At 41.4% G+C, this 21,934-nt stretch carries 7 protein-coding genes; 6 read left to right on the plus strand and 1 reads right to left on the minus strand.

Annotated features, from left to right (window positions below; all coding sequences use genetic code 11):
• Positions 1-19 precede the first annotated feature (19 nt).
• The 4 genes from ACN1CD_RS07635 to ACN1CD_RS07650 all read left to right on the plus strand — a co-directional run bounded on the left by ACN1CD_RS07635 (position 20) and on the right by ACN1CD_RS07650 (position 20,315).
• Positions 20-14,344 carry a putative Ig domain-containing protein gene (locus ACN1CD_RS07635; RefSeq protein WP_419129820.1) on the plus strand — a complete coding sequence of 4,775 codons (14,325 nt, stop codon included), beginning with the start codon at positions 20-22 and terminating at the stop codon, positions 14,342-14,344.
• 41 nt (positions 14,345-14,385) lie between these two features.
• On the plus strand, positions 14,386-15,387 hold the full coding sequence (locus ACN1CD_RS07640; protein WP_419129821.1) for a PorP/SprF family type IX secretion system membrane protein: 1,002 nt from the start codon (positions 14,386-14,388) through the stop codon (positions 15,385-15,387).
• Between the two features lie 11 nt (positions 15,388-15,398).
• A complete protein-coding gene (locus ACN1CD_RS07645) occupies positions 15,399-17,399 on the plus strand; it encodes an OmpA family protein (RefSeq protein ID WP_419129822.1) in 2,001 nt (666 codons plus the stop codon).
• 120 nt (positions 17,400-17,519) lie between these two features.
• A complete protein-coding gene (locus tag ACN1CD_RS07650; protein WP_419129823.1) occupies positions 17,520-20,315 on the plus strand; it encodes a thiopeptide-type bacteriocin biosynthesis protein in 2,796 nt (931 codons plus the stop codon).
• Here ACN1CD_RS07650 and ACN1CD_RS07655 read toward each other — a convergent pair.
• On the minus strand, positions 20,305-21,423 hold the full coding sequence (locus tag ACN1CD_RS07655) for a sensor histidine kinase (RefSeq protein ID WP_419129824.1): 1,119 nt from the start codon (positions 21,421-21,423) through the stop codon (positions 20,305-20,307). The two genes, ACN1CD_RS07650 and ACN1CD_RS07655, sit on opposite strands and share 11 nt — an antisense overlap.
• A gap of 142 nt (positions 21,424-21,565) precedes the next feature.
• Between ACN1CD_RS07655 and ACN1CD_RS07660 the strand changes: the two genes are divergently transcribed.
• Together ACN1CD_RS07660 and ACN1CD_RS07665 are read left to right on the plus strand one after the other, a co-directional pair.
• Positions 21,566-21,706 carry a hypothetical protein gene (locus tag ACN1CD_RS07660; RefSeq protein ID WP_419129825.1) on the plus strand — a complete coding sequence of 47 codons (141 nt, stop codon included), beginning with the start codon at positions 21,566-21,568 and terminating at the stop codon, positions 21,704-21,706.
• Positions 21,707-21,790: 84 nt separating this feature from the next.
• The gene (locus tag ACN1CD_RS07665; RefSeq protein WP_154283037.1) at positions 21,791-21,931 is read left to right on the plus strand and encodes a hypothetical protein; all 141 of its coding nucleotides are present in this window, start codon (positions 21,791-21,793) and stop codon (positions 21,929-21,931) included.
• Positions 21,932-21,934 lie beyond the last annotated feature (3 nt).

The raw sequence follows: 21,934 nt of genomic DNA on the forward strand, positions 1-21,934 counted from the left end.
CACCCTAATAACGCCTGACATGATGAGAATCTCTACTTCGCTATCCCTAAAAGGGATTATTCGCAATGCATTAAAATTTGCTGTCGTAGTTATATTAACGCTAATATTTTCTAAATCGTATTCACAAACAAAAATTTATGCGAATACGGCAACTGCATCAGGAAATGCCACCAGTCTTACTGGTTGTGGTTTACTTGGTTTAGGTCCATGTTCAGTTTCTACGGTTGATAATCCAACAAATGCTACCACTGCAGATGAGAATACCTTTGCAACCGTAAAATCATCGGGAGGTATTGCCTTAAATATATTGGCCTATAGTGGTGAACTGGAATTGAAGTTCCCATCTAATGTACCTGCAAATACAACAACTTATATCAGGATAGATTCTGATCCTGATTTATTAAATGCATTGTTGGGGGGTAATTTAGGCGGGTTATTGGCTAATGTTTTAGGAAACGTTGTTTTAGGGAACCACAGTTTTTATATCGCTGCAAAAAATGCTGCAGGTACAATTGTAACCGATGGCTCTAGCAGCGGACAGTTTACCAATAGCAACCTTCGCCTGGTTAAAGATGGTTTAGGAAGGTTTTATGTAGCCATTACACCAAATCAGATTTACGACCGGGTAGTTATTAGAGATAATACCAGTGCGTTGCTGTTGGGCACTAATAATAATACTAAAGTCTATTATGCATTTCATACCTCGGGCACTGACCCCTGTGAACAGGCATTTACAACTAGTTTTGAAGGAACCGGAATTACCCTCGATGCACTACGCCTGGGAAATTCTGGTGTAATTAATAGTGAAAGGGCAATTGATGCTGATCCAAATAATTTCTCTCAGATCAGTTTAGGTGTTCTTGCGGTAGGTGGAACTGCTAGTCAGAATTTCTATTTTTCAACACCATCTAATGCCACTGATGATTTTAACTTAAGATTCAAAACTTCATCGGCACTGTTAAACCTTGGTCTTTTAAATAATATCCAGGTTACGGCTTACAATGGCAATACAGAGGTTTATACACAATCTTTAAATCCGAGTTTATTAAATCTGGAATTGCTTGCACTCCTCAATAACGGATCAATTGTTAACCTGCCGTTTTCTCCTGGTGTGCCTTTCGATCGGGTGAAGGTAACCCTTTCTTCCCTCGTAAATGTAAATTTAACTCAAACCATTGATGTTTACGGCCTAACCCGCTCTGCCGGAAGACCAACTTTTACTGCGCCTGCAAGTAATGCAGTGGCAGCATGTTATAATGTACCTACTAATTTAACGGCTACAACTGCCAATACGAACGAACTTATCTGGTATGAAAATATAGAAGGAGGAACACCATTGGCTACTGTAGCCTTTAACGGAACTTTCACCACGCCAGGTTTAACCGTAAATAAAACTTATTATGTTGCTGCAAGGCGCCTGAATTGTCCAACTGAATCTGGGCGTGTTCCGGTAGTAGTAACTGTAAATCCTCAAATCATATTTGCCGGTGCTACTTTACCAAATGCAACCAGTCAATTTGCTTACAACAGACAAATCACTGTGGCAACCGGGGGTACTCCTGGTTTTACTTATGCGCTTGCCGCTGGAAGTATTTTGCCAGCAGGTTTAGCCCTTTCAACTTCAGGAAATATTACTGGTACACCAACAGTTCCGAATGTTTACACGTTTTCAATTGTAGCTACCGATTCAAAAGGATGTAGTGTTACAGGAGCTTATACGCTTACTGTAACTGCTGCGCTAACATTAACCGCTGGTGTTTTGCCAGATGGAATTACGGGCACCACTTACCCAACACAAACCATTCCGGTGGCAGCAGGCGGTACCGGCCCATATACTTATGCGGCTGTAAATCTTCCTCCGGGATTATCTTTCGATCCGATAACGAGACAAATAACAGGAACGCCAACAACACCAGGTAACTACGTGATTCCGGTAACCGTAACTGATGCAAATGGAAACACTGTAACTGCAAATTATACCATCAAGGTTACTGATCCATTCCTTTTGCCTTCGGCAACTTTAGCCATGGGAATAACAGGTTCAGTTTATACACCACAATTTATTCCATCAGCAATAGGAGGTACCACACCTTACACTTATACGGCTACGGGTTTACCGGCCGGATTAACTTTCAACCCCGTTACGCGGGCAATTACAGGCACACCAACAGTTGCTGGTTCTTCTACCGTTGCCATAACAGCCACAGATGCAGATGGAAAAACGGTAACCACAAATTATGCACTTGAGGTTATTAATCCACTTATATTGCCGCCAACTACGCTTCCTGATGGTACTGAAAACACTGTTTATGCAGGTGTAGAAATTTTGCCGGCAACTGGTGGAGAAGGACCATATACTTACTTAGCCAGCAACGTTCCTGCCGGATTAACCTTCAATCCTACAACCAGGATCGTTTCAGGTACGCCAACTCAGGCTGGTAATGATATAATTTCCGTAACCGTAACCGACAGCAAAGGCAGAACAGCTAGCAATACTTATTCAATTAAAGTAATTGGAACACTAAGCTTACCATCAGCTACTTTGCCAAGTGGTATTGTTGGAACAACTTATCCGGCCCAAACGCTTCCTGCGGTTAGCGGCGGAACCACACCATATACTTATGTCGCCACAAATCTTCCTCCGGGTTTAACCTTTGATCCTTCTACACGGGTAATTTCGGGTACACCAACAGCAGGAGGTACATTTAATGTGCAGGTAACGGCAACCGATGCAAACGGTAACAAAGCGACTACATCATATGGTATCAATGTTGATGTAAATGCTCCGGTTGTGGCATCAACAACAGTATGTTCCGGATCAGGCGCTGTCCTAACTGTGAGCAATGTTGTGCCAAATGTTTCTTACCGGTTATATGGCCCAACAGGAAATACAGTTTTACAAACCAGTTCTGCAGGAACTTTTACTACTCCGGCAGTAACCTCGCAAACTACATTTTATGTTGAAGCATTCTCTGGTACGGCAGTAAGTTCAAGAACTGCTGTTACCGTTTCCGTAAATCCACCCGCTACTTTAGCCACAGTTACAACGAGTAGTCAGGTGATTAATGCCGGTCAAACGGCCACATTAAATGCTACTGCTGATACAGGCAATACCATTACCTGGTTTGATGCAGCAACTGGTGGTACTCAGGTTGGAGTAGGTAATTCATTTACCACACCAGCATTACAGGCAACTGCAACTTATTATGTTCAAACTACAAGTGCTGCGGGTTGTGTGAGTGCTTCCCGGGTTCCGGTTACTGTTACGGTAATCGCCGGTGGCGGAAATACAACCTGTAACACGGCGAATGCACAAAATTCTGGTATTAGCGGTATTTGTGTACTCTGTGCGATTGTTGATGCAGGTAACTCAACAGATGCAAACCCAAATAACGTAACTAAAATTCAGCTGTCGTTAGGGGTTGGTGCATCGGGTTACCAACAATTAATTTTCCCTAACGCAGGTACTGCAACAGATAGTATTCGTTTAGATTTAGGCTTGCCGGTTGGTTTAGCCGATGTTGGTATTTTCAATAACATTACTGTCCGTGTATTAAACGGAACAAGCGTAGTTAAAACAGTTCAAGTAGGTGGTAGCTTGTTAACTCTCTCCTTATTGGGAGGAAGCAGGTTTGCTGCAACTCTTGTAGCAGGAGGCGTTTATGATCGTGTTGAGGTAACTTTTACTTCTACTGTTTCAGCATTACGTGTTTTAGATATTTATGGTGCTACAGTGATTTATCCAAATCCAACTGTAACAGCAGGTGAGCAATCGATTTGTGCCGGTGGCACAGCTACTTTGGCGGCAACGGCAAATGGCGGTACAACATTAACCTGGTTTGATTCACTTACTGGTGGAACACAATTAGGTGCTGGTGAAACTTTCACCACTCCGGCGATTACAGCAACCACCACTTATTACATCCAGGTAAATAAAGCAAATTGCGCCAATACCACTCGTATTCCGGTAGTGGTAACGGTAAATCCGGCTATTGTTTTTGCAGGAACGACCTTAACCAACGCAACAATTGCATCAGCATATAGCAAACAACTTCCGGTTGCAACCGGCGGTACACCAGCTTTCACCTACGCACTGGCACCAGGAAGTACCTTACCAGCAGGTTTAACTTTGTCATCCACTGGTTTAATAAGCGGTACACCAACGGCTACCGGAACGCCAACATTTGCAGTGGTGGTTACCGATACAAAAAATTGCAGCGTTACTGCTACATTTAATTTAACGGTAACTCCGGCATTAATACTGGCATCTGGTGCATTAGCCGATGGAGTAACCGGAACACCTTATGTTACGCAAACCATTCCGGCAGCAGCTGGTGGAACTGGTCCATATATTTATACTGCAAATGGTCTTCCTCCGGGATTAGTTTTCGATCCAATAAGCAGAGAAATCACGGGTACTCCAACTCAGATTGGTAATTACACTATCCCGGTTACGGTTACTGATGCCAATGGAAATACCATTACTGCTAACTATACCCTTAAAGTAACTGATCCATTGATTTTACCAGCGGCAGTTTTAGCCAGCGGAATCAAAGGTTCAGTTTATCCAACTCAAACCATTCCACAGGCAACTGGTGGAACAACACCTTATACCTATTCGGCTACCGGCCTTCCTTTAGGCTTAACTTTTAACACAACCACAAGAGAAATTACGGGTACGCCTGGCGAATCCGGAACATTTACTATTCGGGTTACTGTTCTTGATGCAACAGGCAAAACAGTTACCACCAATTATTCTATCACCGTAATCGATCCATTGGTATTGCCACCGGCAACATTAGCCAATGGGACAGAAAATGTAGTTTATCCTGTTCAAAACATTCCGGCAGCAACTGGTGGAGTGGGGCCATATACTTATACAGCAAGTGGTCTTCCTCCGGGGTTATCATTTGATCAGACCACCAGAGACATTACGGGTACACCAACTCAGGCAGGTAACTATGTAGTTTCAGTTACGGTTACAGATAGCCAGGGCAGAACAGCAAACAACAATTATGGCATCAGCGTAATCGGTGCCTTGAACTTACCCACCGCTACTTTACCAAATGGAGTAGTTGGAGATGTTTATGCTGGAGTAACGCTTCCGGCAGTAACAGGTGGTACAGGACCATATACTTATTTAGCAGCTAATCTTCCGGCAGGATTATCATTTAATACCACAACCAGAGAAATTACAGGCACGCCAACTGTGGGTGGAACATTTACAGTTTCGCTAACAGCAACTGATGCAAATGGCAATAAGGCAACCACAGGTTATGGCTTAACCGTTACCGTGAATGCGCCTGTTGTAGCTGCGGCTACAGTTTGTTCAGGATCTCCTGCAACATTAAGTGTAAGCAATTTACAATCGGGAGTAACTTACAACTGGTATGCCGCTACTGGAAATACGCCATTGGCAACCAATAATACCGGCGTATTTGTTACTCCGGCCATTACTGCTCAAACCGTATTTTATGTGGAAGCCGTATCTGGCACAGCAGTTAGTCCGAGAACAACAGTAACGGTATCTGTTAATCCATCAGCAACTTTAGCAATGGTAACAACCAATAGTCAGGTAATTAATGCTGGCCAGTCCACTACCTTATTGGCTACTGCCGATGCAGGGAATACCATTGCCTGGTTTGATGCGCCAACTGGCGGAACACAGGTGGGTACCGGAACTTCATTTGTTACTCCGGTTTTAAATGTTACCACAACCTATTATGTTGAAACCACAAATGCAGCGGGCTGTGTAAGCGCAAGTCGTGTTCCGGTAACGGTTACCGTAATTCCGGGCGGAACAGGTACAGCTTGTAATGCAGCAAACAGCCAGAACAGTGGTATTACTGGTTTATGTCTTTTATGTGGTATCACAGGTGCCGGAAATTCAACAGACAATGATGCAACCAACGCCACCAGAATTACGTTAGGGGTAGGTGTTGCCTCATCAGGATATCAACAATTAATTTTCCCAACTACAGGTTCTGCTACCGATAGTGTTCGTTTAGATCTTGCTTTACCTGGCGGATTATTGGATCTCCAATTGTTAAACAACGTTACCGTTACCATTCTTAATGGTGCAACGGTGGTGAGAACAGTTCAACTGGGTTCATCATTATTAAACCTTCAGCTTTTAAGCGGAAGCCGTTTTGCAGCGACACTTGCTGCTGGTGGTGCATTTAATCGGGTAGAGATTCGCATTGGTGCTTTGGTTTCTGCGGTAACCAGCTTAGATATTTATGGTGCAACAATCGTTTATCCTAATCCTACGGTTACAGCCGGTGCACAAACCATTTGTGCAGGCAGTACTGCTACATTAACTGCTACCGCAAATGGCGGTACCACTTTAGCCTGGTACAATGCCCCAACAGGAGGTACACAACTTGCCGTTGGTGAAACTTTTACCACTCCGGCTTTAGCAAATACGACTACCTATTATATCCAGGTATCTAAAGGCACTTGTCCAAATCCTATCCGCGTTCCGGTTACCGTAACCGTTACACCTGCTTTGGTTACACCAGTGGTGGCAACTGTTGCGGCTAATTGTGCAGGAACGCCAGCTACCTTATCTGTAACTAATCCTGTTGCAGGTGTTACGTACAACTGGTATGATGCCTCAACAGGAGGTAACTTATTATTTACCGGCGCGGTAGTAACTACCCCGGCTTTAAATGCGAATGCAACATATTATGTGGAAGCAGCTCAGGGAAGTTGCTTAAGTATAACCCGTGCAACTGTTTCAGTAACGGTGAATCCTCGTCCGGTGTTGCCTGTTGTAACTGCAAGTGCATCAACCATTGCACCAGGCCAAACCGTAATTTTAACGGCAATATCTACAGATCCAGCTGTTACTTTTAACTGGTACAGCACGGCGAATGCGACTGCGCCAATTTATACCGGTGCCACTTATGTAACACCGCCGCTAACTACCACAACGAGTTATTTTGTAGAAACGGTTTCGGCTAACGGATGTACATCGGCCAGTAGAATTCAGGTTACCATTACCGTTGATGGAAATGGTTCTTCAAACCCTGTTCCTTGCGAGTCGGCAATTGCACAAACAAGTGGTGTAACTGGCGTGGCATTGCTGGCAGGAGTATTTAATCAAGGATTAGCAATTGACAACGATACACAAACAGCATCATCATTGGTATTGCCGGTAGGTGCATTGGGGGCTTCGGTTTACCAAAGAGCAAGCTTCGGTTCGATTTCAAAACTGGGCGATACGGTTCGTGTTTTGGTATCTTCACCTGGCAGATTGCTTTCTCTTAGCTTGCTGGGTAACGCGCAAATCACCACCTATCTTGGAACAAACAGCAATGGCGATTCAAGATTCTTAAATAATAATCTTTTAAATGTTCAATTATTAAATGGTAGTACACAGGCCTTAATCACCTTTGTACCAGCAACTACTTTCGATGCTGTAGAAGTCCGCTTAAATGGTGGTGTTCTGGGTGTGCTTAATTCAATCAACTTCAATTATGCGCAACGTATTTTGGTGGCTCCGGAAGTGGTTTCGCCAAACGTAACGGCATGTATAGGACAAACTACGCAGTTGGTGGTTAATAATCCATCATCAGGTTTAACTTACAGGTGGTACGATACTGCCGGAACTTACTTTACCGGTAAAGACGGAATCATCTTCACTACTCCGGTTTTAACTGGCGATACCCGCTTCTTCGTTGCTGCGGTATCTGCATCTGGTTGTGTAAGCGCCAGAACTGTAATGAACGTAACGGTTAATCCAGCTCCTGTTACACCAGTGTTATTAGCTCCTGATGTTAATGCCTGTTTAAATACGAATGTGGTATTCCAGGTTAAAAACCCGGTTGCCGGAACTACCTATAAATGGTACGACGCTGCAAACGTTTATCAGGCAGGTTTAGATGGCATAACTTTTACGGTTGCCAACGTAACCAGTAATACTACCTACACGGTAGAGGCCGTGAACAGTTGTAGCGCTGCATCTGCAAGAGTAACTGCAACCATCACCATTGGTAATATTGATCCTCCGGTAATTACGCCATCTGCAATAACCATTTCAGAAAATTCTGTCGCTTCATTAACAGCAACATCAAGTACTGCAGGGGCAACCATTAACTGGTATACCAGTGCAACCGCAACCACACCAATTTTTACTGGTGAGAATTATGTAACCGGTCCATTATCTACAAATACAACCTATTATGTAGAAGCTACAATCCCTGGTGGGTGTACTTCAACAACCAGAGCAGAGGTGGTGGTTACAGTAATTCCTAACGGAACACCAGTACCAACTCCTTGTGGTGCTGCCACTACTCAAACCAATGGTGTAGCAGGCGGTATTACCATTGGTGCCGGGGTAATCAATCCAAATCAGGCCATCGATGGCAACATTAACACCGGATCTAGTCTAGTAATCCCTGTAGGTTTATTAGGCTCTTCAGTGTTCCAACAGTTAGGTTTCCCTGGTTTATCTAATGTGGGTGATACTTTGAGGGTGAAAATTACAACCCCAGGCCAATTGCTTTCAGTAGCCTTATTATCAAACTTAACCTTAACTACTTACCAGGGAACTACAACAAATAATGATGCCATTTCAATTTCTAATCCATTAATCAGCCTTAACTTATTAACGGGCAGCAACTCGGCCATCCTCACTTTCGTACCAACAAACAGGTTTGATGGGGTTGAACTCAGATTAAATTCTGGATTATTAGGGGCTTTAAATTCTGTGAATTTTGACTATGCACAGAGAAGCATTGTTGCACCTACTGTAACTGCTGCAACGGTTAGTGCTTGTCAGGGTGCATCTGCAACTTTGAGTGTACAAAACCCTCAACCAGGGATCACTTACAAGTGGTATTTAGGAAGCGTTTATCAATCGGGAAAAGATGGAACAACTTTTACTACCGATCCGGCTTTAGCAGCAGGTACTTACGAATATTCGGTAAGTGCGAATGCAAATGGTTGTGAAACCGTTAAGGTTAAAGTTATAGTTACCGTGATCGCACCACCTGCACCACCTGTACTTGCCGCAGCAAATCCTGCAGCTACCTGTATCAACACCTCTGCTACCTTAACAGTAGTTCCGGTTGCTGGAAATACTTATAACTGGTACGATGCCGCGGTAAACGGAAATATGCTGGTAACTAATAACAGCAGTTTTGTAACCGCTACCAACCTGCCTGCAGGAACTTATGATTATTACGTAGAAGCTGTTAATGCGAATGGTTGTAACAATTCAATCAGAACGAAGGCTACCATCACGGTTCTTCCGGCTGCATTGGCTTCTGATATTACCATAACAGGCAACACAGCAGTGTGCGCATCGGCAACAACTACCCTTGCTGCAACTAGCACAACGGTAACCAATCCGGTATTTACCTGGTACAACGATGCTGCTTTAACACAGGTTGTGAGTACATCTCCTACCTTCACAACGCCTGCAATTACAGCATCAACTAAATATTATGTTATCGTTCGCGGCGATAATAAATGTGCCAACGGACCTGGAAATGCTCAGGAAATTACCATTACGAATAATCCTGTAGCAACGGCTTCAGATATTGCTTTAACCGGACCAACATCTATTTGTGGTGGTGTTACGGTAACGCTATCGGCAACGAGTACAACAGTTACTAACCCGGTATTTACCTGGTATAGCGATGCCGCTTTAACTAATCAGGTTAATACAACGGCTCAGTTTACAACACCGGTATTAACTGCTACAACTACTTATTATGTTACGGTAAAAGGGGATAACAGGTGTGAAAATACTCCGGTAATGGCCAGGGCAATTACCATCAACGTTAATCCTTTCGCTACAGAAGCAGATATTAACCTTAATGTTGTAACCTCAGTTTGTGTAGGTTCAACCACGCAGTTATCAGCATCAAGCACCACGGTAACTAACCCAACATTCACCTGGTACAGTGATGCGGCTTTAACAACCGTAGCTTATGTTGGCACATCATTCACTACTCCGGCATTAACGGCAACTGCTACTTACTATGTTACGGTAAAAGGCGATAACAGGTGTGAAAACCCTGCGAATGCAGTAAAAGTGATTACAGTAACTGTAAAGCCATTCGCTACAGCAGCAGATATCACCGTTGCAAACACGCAAATCTGTGCGGGTTCAACAACAATGTTAATGGCATCAAGTTTAACCGTAACGCAACCAGTATTTACCTGGTATAATGATGCATCATTAACCAGTGTTGCCTTTGTTGGGCCAAACTTCACGATAAATGGATTAACCTCAACCACTACCTATTATGTAACCGTTAAAGGTGCGAACAGATGTGAAAACACCGCCGCCGATGCCAAGGTGGTAGTAGTAACGGTTAATCCTTTAGCTATAACCACTGATGTAATTATAAATGGCAATAACACTGCTTGCGCAGGAACAGGTTCAACCTTAACTGCTACATCGCCAACGGTAACTAATCCGGTATTTACCTGGTACAGCGATCCTCAATTAACCAACATCAGTTACATTGGAAATGTATTTGTAACGCCGATTCTAAATACCACAACAACTTATTATATTACTGTTAAAGGTGATAATAAATGTGAAAATGCACCAAATACAGGCAGATCGGTAACTATTACGGTAACACCAGTGGCAGGTGCCGCAGATGTTGCTGCAAATGATGTAACGATCTGTCAGGGTACTTCGGCGGCTTTAATTGCAACGACTACAACAGTAGCTAACCCAACATTTACCTGGTACACAGATGCTGCCTTAACTTCAGTAGCTTTTGTTGGTGCAACGTTCAATACCCCTGCATTAAATGCAACCACCAGATATTACTTAACCATAAAAGGCGATAACAAATGTGAAAGTTCAGCTGCAACAGCCAGAGTAATTACGGTAAATGTGAATGAAGCATCAACTGCAGCAGATATCACATTATCTACACCAGCTTTAGTTTGTGGTTCAGGAGCGGTAACCATTAATGCCAGTTCAACTACGGTAACCAGTCCGGTGTTTACCTGGTACAGCGATGCTTCACTCACCAGTGTAGCTTTTGTTGGCCCGAACTTTACCACACCAGTGTTAACAGCCACAACCACTTATTATGTAACTGTTAAGGGAGCAAATAAATGTGAAAACACCGCTGTTAATGCTAAAGCCGTTACCGTTGTGGTTAATCCAAGAGCGGTACAGGCTGATATTACTGTTAGCGGATCAAGATCGATTTGTGGAAGCGTAGCAGCGGTATTAACGGCAAGTAGCACTGCCGTAACTAACCCGGTATTTACCTGGTACAGTGATGCCGCATTAACCACTGTAGCATTTACAGGCAGCATGTTTACAACTCCGGTATTAACGGCTAATACTACTTATTATGTAACCATTAAGGGAGATAATAAATGCGAAAATGCATCTGGTAGTGCTTTAGCGGTAGTGCTTACAGTAACGCCAATTGCAGGTACAGCAGATGTTGCTGCAAATGATGCAACGATCTGTCAGGGTACTTCGGCAGCTTTGGTTGCAACCACTACTATAGTAACTAACCCAACATTTACCTGGTACACAGATGCTGCCTTAACTTCAGTAGCTTTTATAGGTGCAACATTCAATACGCCAGTGTTAAACGCAACCACCAGATATTACTTAACAGTGAAAGGCGATAACAGATGTGAAAGCTCAGCTGCAACAGCCAGAGTGATTACGGTGAATGTGAATGAAGCAGCAACTGCAGCAGATATCACGCTATCTGCACCTACTTTGGTTTGTGGTTCTGGTACAGCAACTATTAATGCCAGCTCAACTACAGTAACTAACCCTGTATTTACCTGGTACAGCGATGCTTCACTCACCAGTGTTGCTTTTGTTGGCCCGAACTTTACCACACCAGTATTAACAGCGAGTACTACTTATTATGTGACAGTTAAAGGAAGTAACAAATGTGAAAATTCGGCTGCGAATGCCAAACCAATTACAGTTGTGGTAAACCCAGGAGCAGTACAAACTGATATCACGGTAACCGGGTCTACATCAATCTGTGGAAGCGTAGCAGCCGTATTAACTGCAAGCAGCACCACGGTTACCAATCCGGTATTTACCTGGTACAGTGATGCAGCCCTAACCTCTGTACAATTTGTAGGCAGCGTATTTACAACTCCGGTATTAACGGCTAACACTACTTATTATGTAACCGTTAAGGGAGATAATAAATGTGAAAATGCTTCAGGCAATGGTTTAGCAATAGCCATCACGGTTAAACCAGTAGCAGGTGCTGCAGATGTAGCTGCAACTGATGCTACAATTTGTGCAGGATCTAGAGCAACATTAACGGCGGCTACTACAACGGTAACTAATCCAACGTTCACCTGGTACACAGATGCTGCCTTAACTTCAGTGGCTTTTGTTGGTGCAACGTTCAATACGCCTGCGTTAAATACAACTACGAGATATTACTTAACGGTGAAAGGTGACAACAGATGCGAAAACTCAACTGCAACAGCCAGAGTGATTACGGTGAATGTGAATGAAGCGGCAACTGCTGCAGATATCACGCTATCTGCACCTACTTTGGTTTGTGGTTCTGGTACAGCAACTATTAATGCCAGCTCAACTACAGTAACTAACCCTGTATTTACCTGGTACAGCGATGCCTCACTCACCAGTGTTGTTTTTGTTGGCCCGAACTTTATCACGCCAGTTTTAACAACAAGTACTACTTATTATCTAACTGTTAAAGGAAGTAACAAATGTGAAAATTCGGCTGCGAATGCTAAACCAATTACAGTTGTGGTGAACACAAGAGCAGTGCAGGCTGACGTATCAGTAAGCGGATCAAGATCGATTTGTGGAAACATCGCAGCCGTATTAACCGCAAGCAGCACCACGGTTACCAATCCGGTATTTACCTGGTACAGTGATGCAACCTTAACTTCAGCAGTATTTGTTGGTAGCGTGTTTACTACTCCAGTTTTAACGGCTAACACCACTTATTACGTAACCGTTAAAGGAGACAATAAATGTGAAAATGCTTCAGGTAGTGGTTTAGCAATAGCCGTTACCGTAAGTAGCTTACCAAATAACCCGGTGGTAGCAAGTACAGGAACAAGTATTTGTTCTGGTGAGCCAACTCAATTGGTAATCAGCAATGCACAAACTGGTGTAACTTACGAATGGTACAGCGCTGCTTTAGGTGGCAACTTGTTATTTACAGGTTCAACTTACAATACGCCCGCATTAACCAGCACAACCGATTATTACGTAACTGCGGTGAATGCGGGAGGATGTAATAATAACGGAGGCAGGGTAAGGATTACGGTAACCGTAAACCAGAAACCAGCTGTTCCGGTGGTTAACACCTCGAACATTAGTGTGTGCATTGGAAATGTAGCCATTATAACCGTAACCAATCCGCAAGCAGGTGCCGTTTATAACTGGTACACTACAGCAACAAGTGGGTCGATCGCAGGAACAGGCGCGTCGTTTACTACACCGGCAGTTACAACCAATGTAACTTACTATGTTGAAGGTGCGAACGGATCTTGTATCTCTGCATCAAGAACGCCAGTAAATATAGTGGCTTTACCTGTACCACTTGCGCCAGCATCTGCAACTCCGGCTAATGGAACAGTCTGCGCAGGTAGCAACACGATATTAACGGTAAATAATCCGGTAGCAGGATTAATCTACAGATGGTATAATGTAAGTTCTAATGGAAATGTATTGGGTGAGGGAATCACTTTTACCACGCCAAACATTACGGCTACCACTATTTATTATGTAGAGAGTATTGCAGTGGGTGGTTGTGCAAGTGCGAGTAGAACACCTGTAACCGTAACAGTTCTTCCAGTATTGGCTACACCATCAGTCGTGGTGCAAACAACTACTGCAAATAGTGTAACGTTTGCATGGCCGGCAGTTAATGGCGCATCAGGTTATGAAATCTCTATAGATAATGGCTTAACCTGGCAGGCATCTGTCGGAACCACATATCTGGCAACTGGCTTAAAACCAGATCAGGCAGTAACCCTAATTGTAAGAGCAACTGGTCAGTTAGCTTGCCAAACCAGTGCGAATTCAAGTCCGGTTACCGGAAAAGCAGCAAATCCATTCGGAAGTCAGATCTATATTCCAAATGCATTTACACCTAATAACGATGGTAAAAACGATATTTTCCTAATCTATGGAAATACGATAGCATCAGCGAGAATGACGGTATTAACACAGTGGGGCCAACTGATCTTCCAATCTGATAACGTAGCTAACGGATGGGATGGAACGTTCAAAGGTGTAAATCAGCCGGTCGGCGTGTATGTGTATATGGTAGATGTTCAATTTAACGATGGTACCAGTACAATGAAAAAAGGTACTATAACGCTAATTAGATAATGATAAGTAGGCTAAATAATAAACAGACAAAATTAAATACCATGAAAATACCATCGTCTTTAAAAGCATTTGTGGCAGTACTGAGCCTGCTACTTTGCACCTCAAGATTAGTTGCCCAAACCGATCCGCATTTTTCGCAATACTATGCGTATCCACTTTGGTTAAATCCTGCATTAACCGGTGTTATTGATGGCGATTATCGCGCATCAGTAAATTTTAAACAGCAGTGGGGAGCATTAAACAGTTCATTTTTAACTGGCGGAGCTTCCTTTGATATTGCGCCAAAGAAAAACTTTGCTTTTGGTGGTACCATTCTGAATCAGCGGGCAGGTGAATTAGATTTTAACTACCTCACTGCCCTGGTGTCTGGTTCCTATCGTTTAAGGTTTGGTAGAGAAGGATTGCAAACCATAAATTTCGGCTTGCAGGCAGGTATCATCAATAGAAGTTTTGATTACTCTCAGGCAAGATTTGGCAACCAGTTTAACCCCTTAACAGGCTATGATGGTGGTATGATGAATGGCGAAACTTTTCAGTCGCAGTCTTCACTGGTACCTGATGTTAACTTCGGTATTATGTATTTTGATGGTAATCCAAACCAGAATGTTAATGTATTTGTAGGTGCCAGTGCAGCACATTTAACCCGCCCCATTGATCGTTTTACAGGAACTGAATCCAGAATCCCGGTGCGATTTACCGGCCATGGTGGCGCCCGGATTCGTGCCTCAGATTTCTTAGATCTCGTTCCGAATGCATTGGTGATGTATCAGGGAAATACCAACGAGGTTTCGGTAGGTGCTTACGCACAACTAAATGTAAGCCAGTCATCTAATATCTTGTTCGGTGGTAACTATCGTATGAAAGATGCAGCCATCGCATTCGTTGGTTTGCAGTTGAGTAATATGGTATTCGGTTTAAGTTATGATGTAAATACTTCATCGTTTAACCGTGCATCCAATAGCAATGGTGGGATAGAATTGTCAATTTCCCTGATTGGGCGTAACGGAATTATCGGTCCTAATTTCTTTTGTCCACGCTTATAATTAATAATAAAATGAGAAAAATATTTTTGTGTTTATTATTGGCAGTTGGAGGTTTTGCGAATGCCCAATATGTAGTAAATTATAAGAAAGTAGCCGATACTTATTTTGAAAATAAAGACTATTATGCGGCCTCTACTTTTTATAAAAAGGCTTTAAAAATAACTGGCGATACTGCGCAGGCAATTTTGCCATATGGAAAAGAGCGGAAGGGTACTTCAGACAATAAGGTGATTGAAGATTACGAAGGGTCAATCTACAATCTGGCAGAATCAAGCCGTTTGTACCGGGAGTTTGCAGAAGCTGAAAAGTACTACGGCATTGCCATTACCTTTACCAATACCAGGTATAGAAAAGCACTTTTTTATTATGCAGAAAGTTTGAGAGCGAATAAAAAGTTCAATCCGGCGATTGCCTCATTTGAATCTTTTATCAGCAAAAACCCAAATGATCCCTTGGTTAAAGATGCACAAAAGGAAATTTCTTCCTGCAAATTTGCACTCGAAGAAATGCGGTTTCCAAGAATGGTTCAAATTAAAAAAGTACCGGCAAATGTAAATGGTTTAGGATCGAACTATGCACCGGTAAAAGTTGCGGAAGACTTTTATTTTACCTCATCGAGACCCATCAATGTAGCTGGGAAAAGGGATGTTATGAAAACAGAAACCGGCGAGGTTCAGGTGTCTACCCAAGCTAATCCGTTTCTAAATACGCTTTACATCTCTAAAGATGCGCTATCTACCACAGAAGTTGCTGTAAAAATGATGAGTATTAATTTACCTAAAGATATGGAGGTTGCTGCGGCAAGCTTTTCTCCGGATGGTAATACAGTTTATTTCACTGCGTGGAGAGAAAAAGAGCGTTATTCCATTTACACCGCTAAAAAAAATAATGATAAGTGGTCAGCTCCTCAGCCAGTAGGCCTGGAGGTAAATAGCAAGGATTTTAATTCACAGCAACCATTTGTAACCAAAGACGGTAATTTTCTGCTATTTTCATCAGATCGAACCGGTGGTTACGGCAAATTTGATCTTTGGTATTGCGCCATTCGTAGCGATGGCACTTTGGGTCAGGCGGTAAACCTTGGCCCAACCATTAATACCGAAGATGATGAGCGTGCACCATATTACAACCCGGTTACCAAAAAATTAATGTTCAGTACCGATGGACGAATTGGTTTAGGTGGTTTAGATTTTTTTGAGTCAGAGGGTGATCTGGTTACCTGGTCTGAACCTAAAAATATGGGCTATCCATTCAATTCATCAAAAGACGACTTATATTTTACCTCAACTAATAATGATGATACGAAAGGGTATATCAGTTCAGATCGCGAATCATCATGCTGCCTGGAGGTATTTGAAATTAAGAAAGAATACTTCTCTGTTGAAGGGATTTTGACTGATTGTAAAACCAAACTGCCAATGGCAGGTGCAATGGTAATTTTTACTAACGTAGAGGGAATGCAAAAGGTTACCACTGGCGGAGATGGAAAATACCACTTCAAGGCAGACTCTAAAAGGCCTATAAAACTGGCTTTCTCTAAGGAAAATTATTTCGCCATCACTAAAAATTATGTTTACGAAGAGTTGGCAAAAGCGGATACCATGATCTATAAGGATTACTGTTTAAGTCCGTTTAAAATTGGAATTCCAATCGCATTAGATAATGTATACTACGAATTTAACAGTGCGGAGTTAACAGAGCCATCAAAAAAGGTGTTGGATTTTCTGATTCCTATTATGGAAGATAATGCAGAAATGGAAATTGAATTGGGATCGCATACCGATAATATCGGAACAGATGAATACAACCTGGAGTTGTCGAACAAGAGGGCTCAATCTTGTGTGGATTACTTGGTGAGTAAGGGAATTTCTCAGGTGAGACTAACCTCTAAAGGGTACGGAGAGTCTATGCCAATTGCGCCAAATGAGATTGGAAGAGGCAGAAAAAAGAAAGATAATCCTGATGGCAGAGCTAAAAATAGAAGAACTGAATTTAAGGTAACTAAAAAATAATTTCAGTTAATTGTCCCCCCGTTGAGCGCCACTTCCGAAAAAATGGAAGTGGCTTTTTAGTTTTGTGCAGATAGCGATTTTATAATTAATCTTTGTAATTTTCGCCAGTTATACTATCTCATGAAACTCAATCTTCGTTCAACACTCATCTTCCGAACCCCAATGTTTTCTTATCAATCTGATTTGCAGGCTTGTTGGGGAGGATTAAAAAAAGCGATATCCATATCGTCTGGAGATTTTTATGAAACGATAAAAGATGTGGAAGCAAAGGATTTGAGCGCCTTACCACCAAAAGTATACTTTACCATCTGGAAGTATTTCAACAGGGCAAAATATCGCTCAACACCCTATGGAACATTTGCAAGTTTTAGCATTTTAAACGATGCCATTAAAACTCACGCTACCAACCTCGTAATTGGTGAGGAACAAATTGTTCATCGTTTTATCGACTGGCCGTATCGCAATCAGTTGATATTTGACTTCGATACCTTCCTGAACAAGAATGGTTTTGTGTTTAGCAATAGCAGTTTTTACGCTACGCTTGATGGTATCCGGTATATTGCCTGCACAGAAGGTGTTTTTGAACTTGCCGAAATCGGGAATGATGATTTTGTGATGCAGATCTTAAATGCCTGTCTTCAACCAATCCGGTTGCAGGATTTGATATCGAAGCTTAAGTTGGATACGGGGCGGGAATCAGATCTGTTTAGTATGCTCAAAGATATGCATGATTTACAACTCATTTTTACTGATCAGGATCCAAATATTATCGGTGAAGATTATTTCAAAAGAATTGGGGAAGAGGTAACGGAAAAACTACCTCAATATATAATTGCAGAACGAAAGGTTATGAGTGGAGGAGTAGGCCGCAATCTCTTTAAGTCTGTTCCAAATTTACTTAGCCTATTGCAGAAAATCGTCCCGAAGGAAGAAAGATCTGCATTAATTACATTTATTCAGCGATTTAGTAAAAAGTTCGAACAGCGTGAGGTTTCACTTCTTTTAGCACTCGATCCGGAAATGGGAGTAGGCTATGATGAACTGGAGCAAAGCGAAGGCGATGATTTCGTTCTTCAGTTTAATAACAAAAAAAAGGATAATAAATTAAGTGCTGATTTGAAGTCTAGCTTGAAAAAAGCTTTATCAATAGAAAAATTCGAACCTGGCAAAACGGTATTCCTAAACGAATTAAACTTGGTTTTAAATGAAAAACCAAGTCCGCTTCCAAATTCCCTGAGTATACTATTAAATGTAGTGGATGATTTAATTACAATGGATCAAATAGGAGGGGTAACTGCAAATGCATTAGCAGGGCGTTTTTCTATGGCAAACAATGCGGTTGAAGACTATTGCAAAGAAATTTCAACAATAGAACAAGAAGCAAATTCAGGTGTGCTATTTTTTGATGTTGCTTATATGGTAGAAGCCACTGTAGACAATATCAACAGGCGAAAACTGGTTTACCAACATCAGCTCTCCATCCTCAATTACGATACCTCAGCAAATCCACTTTTACTCAATGATATTCAGATCTCGGTACGAAACGGACAGGTTGTGCTTCGGTCAAAGTTTTTAAACAAACGTTTGATGCCGCGTATTGCTTCTGCATACAACTATACACGGTCAGATCTATCCGTATTCAGGTTGCTTTGCGATCTACAGTACCAGGGAATACAGAGCAGTTTATCGCTTCCGCTTGATGTTTTTTTTCCAGATTTGAATTATTATCCGAGACTGCAATACCAGAATATCATATTAAACGCGCAGAAGTGGCGGGTTGAAAAGGAAGCCTTATTTCCTGTAAAAGTACCGCTATCTATTGATGTATGCAGGCAGCATCTCACCAAACTTGGCGTATCTGAATACTTCAAAACCGGATTATCGGATCAGACTTTATGCTTCAGCTTAGCCATTGATGAAGATTTAACAGCATTTATGCAGTTCATGCAAAAGCAAAAGCACATTTATCTCGAAGAAGTGATTTTGCCAAAGCAGCATTATGTTGTTAATGAACACGCAAAACCTTATTTAACCCAATTTATACTTGGTATTACACACAGTGAGCGCATTTACAATGAGGCTCCGGGAATTAATATAGATGCAGTAAGACCTGTTGAGCAAATTTTTCTTCCAGGAAGTGAATGGCTTTATTTCGAAATATTTTGTCACCAGCAGCGAGCCGATGAAATTCTCATTAATGTAATCCATACATTTCTGCAGGCACATGGTGATAAGATTAAATCGTGGTTTTTTATCAGGTATAATGAAAACGGAAATCATTTAAGATTCAGGATCAATGTTAAAAATGAAGATCATAACCAGATACTCAGTGCTTCATTTGCCAGCTTTTTATCTCCTTACATCAGCAATGGCCTGGTATCAGATTTCTACTCCAGGGCCTATAAGCGGGAAATAGAACGCTATGGAAGCGATCTGATTGAGCAGGTAGAGGTTTATTTTAATATTGATAGCGCATTTGTATTGTCCATTCTCCCTGATCAGCCCGATTCTTTTAGCAAATATAAGTTTTGTGCAACAATTGCAGATCAGTTACAGGAGCAAGGCGTTTTCGAAATTGAAGAACTAAGAAAGGTGATTAAACTTGCATCAGATTCATATAATAATGAACACCATTTAGATGCAGCAGATTTTAAAAAGCTAAATCAGCAATATCAATCTTATAAAAGCAGCATCGCAACAGCATTTGATGAAAACCAGCAATTGTGTTTTGATCGCATGATTCAATCACAGGTTCTGCTGTTACAAAACCTGGAAACGGGCCGTAAAGTTAGGCTGTTTATGGATTTAATGCACATGCATGTCAACCGTCTTTTCGATAAAAGCCAGCGAACTCATGAAATGGTAATGTATTATTTACTGTTAAAGGATCTTCAGCGTGGCAAAGCTACCGGCTGATATTGAGTTTAGCCATTGGGTTAACTACCTCAACAGTTATTTCAGTCACGTACCTGTTTAAAGGATCTGTGTAATATTTAAAAACAAAATCGTCTTTATAAAAGCTTTTTAAGCGGTTTGCAACATTCTCAAGGCCAACATGATGACTTTCGTGTTTGCCACGGCCATCATTCACCATATTAATGGTGCTAATGTTTAAGATATTTTGTTTGTAATCTATTTTTACCACAGCAGGTTGCGTAGAATGGGTTACGTTTCCATGCTTAAAAATGTTTTCTACAAGAGTAAGCAGGATGAGCGGCGGAAATCTCAAACCAAACAAATCGCCATTCACTTCCAGTGACATGTTAATCGTATTTGCCGTACGCAATTTATGCAAATTGATTAAATGTTCTATTTGTTCAACCTCCTCACGCAAAGGTACCAGTTCAGAAGCTTCAGGTTGTTTTAATGCATAGCGCATCATTTCTGATAAATTCATGATGGCATCAGCAGCCATGGGTGCTTTTTTACGGGTATCGTTATAAATAAAGTTTAGGGTATTAAACAGGAAGTGCGGGTTAATCTGGCTTCGCAGAAAATTGTTTTGCGATTGAACCAGATCTGTTTCCAAACTTTGTTTCTCAATTTGTGTAATCAAATTCTGTCGCTCCAGAATCTCTACCTTTTTCTGGTCTTCGAATGATTTAAGAATATAAACATAACCGGTAGCAAAACCAATGAAAAGCAGAGACCTGTAGATGCAGGATAAAATGAAAGTGCGGGTAATAAAATTCCAGCCTTCATATTCAACAATCCCTAACTTACCAAACAACACCACCAATATATAAGTTAAAAGGATGTAGGCAAATAGCGTGAATATTATCAGTCCTAAAATCTTTAAAAATTTAAGTGCAACACTATTGTCTTTTATCACTCTTCCAACAAGGTAAGCATGCGTGTAAAAAACGAAAATGTTGGTAATGTAAACGAGAACATATTGGCCAACAGGTCGGAATCTATTAGCGGCAAAACCCAATATAAAGACCTCGTAAATGATATAGATTCCCCAAATAATGCAATGAAGTTTATATTTTTTCCAGAAATTTTTAAGCGTTAATTGTATCATTTTTTAGGTTAAATCTACTGAAATTGAGGTTTTATCTTCCAAAAGTCAGTGTTTGTGTAAAAAAATAGGGGGGCAAAAATTTAGGCTGCACCTTTACAGAAATTAATAACAACAATAATAACTCTTTTAAATTTATCATATCATGAAAACTCAAAACACTCCAAAGCTTGCGAAAAAAACTGTTTTTGTTTACAAAAATGTTAAAGCTCAAAATAACTTCGCTACTAATCCAACAGGAGATATGAGCCATACAGTAGTAATGACCAGTTATATAGTAGACTAATAATCTACCGTGTTTTTGTAAAAAATTCGCCTGTACGCTTACACAAACTAATTATAATAATAACTTTTTTAAATTTATCATATTATGAAAACTCAAAACACTCCAAAACTTGCGAAAAAAACAGTTTTTGTATACAAAAATGTTAAGGCTCAAAATAACTTCGCTACTAATCCAACTGGAGATATGAGCCATACCATAGTAATGACTAGCTACATCGTAGATTAATAA

The organism is Pedobacter sp. N23S346 (genome assembly GCF_048515415.1).
GTDB lineage: Bacteria > Bacteroidota > Bacteroidia > Sphingobacteriales > Sphingobacteriaceae > Pedobacter.